Source organism: Nitratidesulfovibrio liaohensis, assembly GCF_011682075.1.
In the GTDB taxonomy this organism is placed as follows: domain Bacteria; phylum Desulfobacterota; class Desulfovibrionia; order Desulfovibrionales; family Desulfovibrionaceae; genus Cupidesulfovibrio; species Cupidesulfovibrio liaohensis.
The window spans coordinates 1-3,398 of sequence record NZ_VSMK01000305.1; the positions used below are offsets into that span (position 1 = coordinate 1).

The following is a 3,398-nucleotide window of genomic DNA, read 5'->3' on the forward strand; positions in this document are numbered from 1 at the left end:
CTCGCCAAGGGCCGTCCAGTCGGGGCGCAGGGCCTCGCGGGCGTGGGCGGGCTGGCCGCCCGGTTCGCCGGGGGGCGCATCGCAGCCGGAAGTCTCGATTTCGAAATAGGGAAGGAAGGCCCATTCCAGGTCCAGTTGCAACTGGAGGCCAAGGTGCACGCACAGCCCGGACTCCGCATGGCCGGGCAGCCAGCCGTTGCGTCCACCCGAATCCGGCAGCGCAGGAACGGGGGTTCCGCCGGACCGGTGGCCTGCCGGGCCATTTGCCAGGCCGGTCGCAGGACCGCCTGCCGGACCTCCCGCAATCGCGCGCGGGTCCACGCCCAGCCCCAGCCAGACAAGCGCATCGCGCAGGGAATGGTCGAACAGCAGCGCGGCCATGCCCTCCAGCGGCACCACACCGAAGCGATGCATGGCGGGCCGCGTCAGCAGCCCGGCGCATTCGGCCATGTGGCACAGTTGCGTCTCGTCGGGGGTGACCACGCACCCCACGCCGCACACCGTGCCGATGCGTCGTGCGGCGGCGTCGGCGAAGCGGCGCAGGATGCGACGGAGCAAGGGCAGACGGCGCAACGTGAGCTGTCTGCCGGGGCGGCGCGACATGCCTGCAGCCCCGGTTGCATCCGGGGGGGCCACGGCACCCAGAACCCCTCCCAGCCCCGCAAGCTCATCCATGCACTGGAAGGGTGACCTGGACGGGGCCACGGCACCCAGCGACCGCGGGGTGCGGCTGCGGTCCCCTCGGCTGGGCACCACCACCAGTCCCGGGGGGCTGCCGTCACGCGGGGGGCGAGAGCCGCCCTGCCCGGCTGAACCATCGGGACCAACGAGACTGGCGGGACCGACGGAATTGTCGGAACTGGCAAGGCCGATAGAACTGGCAGGGCTGGTAGCGTCATCCGGTGCCACAAAGCCGCCAGACAGACCCGGCAGGCCAGACGAGGCGAACGGGCGCGGGGTACCGTACGGCGCATCGCCGCCGGTTCCGCCGCCACGGCGGGTGCGGCGGAAGGGAAGCACCTTGCGGTGGGGTGGCCTGCGCTCCTTCATGGAACCTCCGGGAGACTTCCGGCGGGTTTTCGCCCATAGCGACCACCTACGCCAAAATGCAGCCACCGCCAAGTACGTGGTGCGCCCCCCTTCCCGACGGCACGGCGCGGGCTTTACGGGGGCGCGCGGCGCGGGTATCGTCATGCGCCATCCCCACGACACCCCCCGCAAGGAGGCGCCATGCCCCGCCACTGGCTGTTCAAGACCGAGCCCGGCTGTTTCTCCATCGCCCATCTGGCCGCCCTGCCCGGCGCCACCACCAGTTGGGACGGTGTGCGCAACTATCAGGCCCGCAACTTCATGCGCGAGATGCGCCTGGGGGATCTTGGGCTGTTCTACCACAGCGTCACCAACCCCTCGGTGGCGGGGGTGGTGGAAATCGTGCGCGAGGCATACCCAGACCACACCGCGTGGGATCCGGAGGACCGCCACTTCGACCCGGCATCCACGCCGGACAAGCCGCGCTGGTTCATGGTGGACGTGCGGCTGGTGCGCACCTTTGCCCAGCCGGTATCGCTGGCCCACTTGCGCACCCTGCCGGAACTGGCGGACATGGAGCTCTTGCGCAAGGGCAGCCGCCTTTCGGTGCAGCCGGTAACCCCTCAGGAATACGCGACAGTGCTGCGCCTGGCCGATGCCCCTGCCTGAGGCTGCGCCCCGCGTATCCGAGTGACATTCCGGTCTGGCTGCCCGGCCTGACGCCATCCCATCGCCCGGCCCCATTCACGGCAAGACCGTGCCCGCAGGGCATGGACCACCCAACGCAACATCACGGACACACGCCATGACCAAGGAACTGGAAGACCGCCTGACCCGGCTGGAAGAGACCGTCTATTTTCAGGAACAGACCCTGCGCGAGCTGAACGACGCGCTGGTGCGCCAGCAGGCCCAACTGGACGAGGCGGAACGACTGCTGGAGGCCACGCGCGAACGGCTGCGCCTGCTGACCAGGGCCATGGAAGACGACGGCGGCGAGGACACCGGACCGCCCCCACACTATCTGTAGGGAATTTCGCGCAACTGGCGCATTTCGCATCACCGGCGGCCGGGGCAACCCGTTCGCCGGTTTGCATTGCGGGGTGGACGCCCAGTCCTGCCCGGTGCGGGAGGACCGCGAAAGCCATTCGCAAGGGCTGGCGGGCCGTGCTGGCTGACAGGATTGCCAGACAGGATTGCCAGACAGTATTGGCAGACCGGTCATGCGACCGGGCTACCCGCGCTCCTGTCCGCCCGGAATCCGGGCCATCCCGGTGTCAATCGAACCTGGGGAAGTTGGGGAAACTGCGGACGCTGCGCCCCGCCCGACTGCTGCATCACCGTAAAGCTCACCATGCCAGCGGGCCAGGTGCCGTGCCAGAAAACCGGCCAGCAGCACGCCCAGCCATGTCCCCGCCGTGTTGGCGGCCACGTCTGCCGCAGAGGCCATTCTGCCGGGCAGGAAGGCCTGCGCGCACTCCATGGCCACGCCCAGCAGGGCCATGGACCACGCCGCCCGGCGCGCCACACGGGACAGGACGGGCGACGGAGGGTTGCCCCACAGCGACCCCGCCGCCAGCACCGCCAGCACCAGATAGGCCAGCGCGTGCCACACCTTGTCGATATTCGGCACGTCCAGCAGCATGTCCGGCTGAGGTATCAGCGACTGGTACACCACCACGGCCACGGCCAGCGCCCACGCGCAGCGGGTGCAGGCCAGCCGCCACGGATGCCCGGCCAGCAGGGCCAGCAATGCCCGCTGTTTCAGGGTACGCGGGGGGTGCGGGGTGCGCGGGGCGTCGTTCCCGAGTGGTGGCATGAGAAATCCTGCATGAAACCGGCAGCCATGCCGCCGGTGAAAACGTCGTCGGCAAAAGACCCGGGACCGTGCATCAAGGCAGGCGCGCCGCACCGCCATCAACGCAGCCGTCAGCCGCCGCCGGAACAGGTCGTACGGGGCGGGGCATCCTGCCCATCCCTGCCGGAAGCGTCACCGCCCGCATCGCCCGGCGAGGCGCACGGCCCGCAGGGACCGAACTCCACGGGAAGCCCGGCGGCGTGCCAGGCATCCATGCCGCCCGCGATGCGGTAGGCCACGGCAAAGCCCTGCACCATGGCGGCGCGGGCTGCGGAATCGCTGCGGGTGGATGTGGCCCCGTCACATACGAAAGCCACGGAAGGACACCGGGCGGCGCACAACACCTTGTGCAGCCACCAGCGCCGCAGAAGGCGGGCCATCCAGGTGGGCGGCAGGGGAAAGCACAGCGCGCCGGGCACGTGACCGGCCTCGTACTGCGCGGCGTCGCGCACATCCACCATGCTCAAGGCCCCTGCCCGGACGCGCCGCCACGCCTCGTCCGGGGCCAGCAGGC

The 3,398-nt window shown here is 70.2% G+C and carries 4 protein-coding genes and 1 pseudogene; 2 read left to right on the forward strand and 3 right to left on the reverse strand.

Features of this window, described 5'->3' with window-relative positions:
* A pseudogene (locus FVW27_RS10860) lies at positions 1-1,050 on the reverse strand (hypothetical protein); the annotation flags it as partial.
* Between the two features lie 180 nt (positions 1,051-1,230).
* Between FVW27_RS10860 and FVW27_RS10865 the strand changes: the two are divergent.
* Positions 1,231-1,698: an EVE domain-containing protein gene (locus FVW27_RS10865; RefSeq protein WP_167125076.1), complete on the forward strand. Its 468-nt coding sequence runs from the start codon at positions 1,231-1,233 to the stop codon at positions 1,696-1,698.
* Positions 1,699-1,834: 136 nt separating this feature from the next.
* Entirely contained in the window at positions 1,835-2,056 is a 222-nt protein-coding gene (locus FVW27_RS10870; protein WP_167125078.1) for a SlyX family protein, read from the forward strand.
* A gap of 204 nt (positions 2,057-2,260) precedes the next feature.
* Here the strand turns inward: FVW27_RS10870 and FVW27_RS10875 are convergent, their stop codons facing one another.
* Positions 2,261-2,845, reverse strand: coding sequence for a VanZ family protein (locus tag FVW27_RS10875; RefSeq protein WP_167125080.1), 585 nt, complete (start codon positions 2,843-2,845; stop codon positions 2,261-2,263).
* A 110-nt stretch (positions 2,846-2,955) separates the two neighbouring features.
* On the reverse strand, positions 2,956-3,398 hold a 443-nt coding region (locus tag FVW27_RS10880; protein WP_167125082.1), incomplete at its 5' end, for a rhodanese-like domain-containing protein.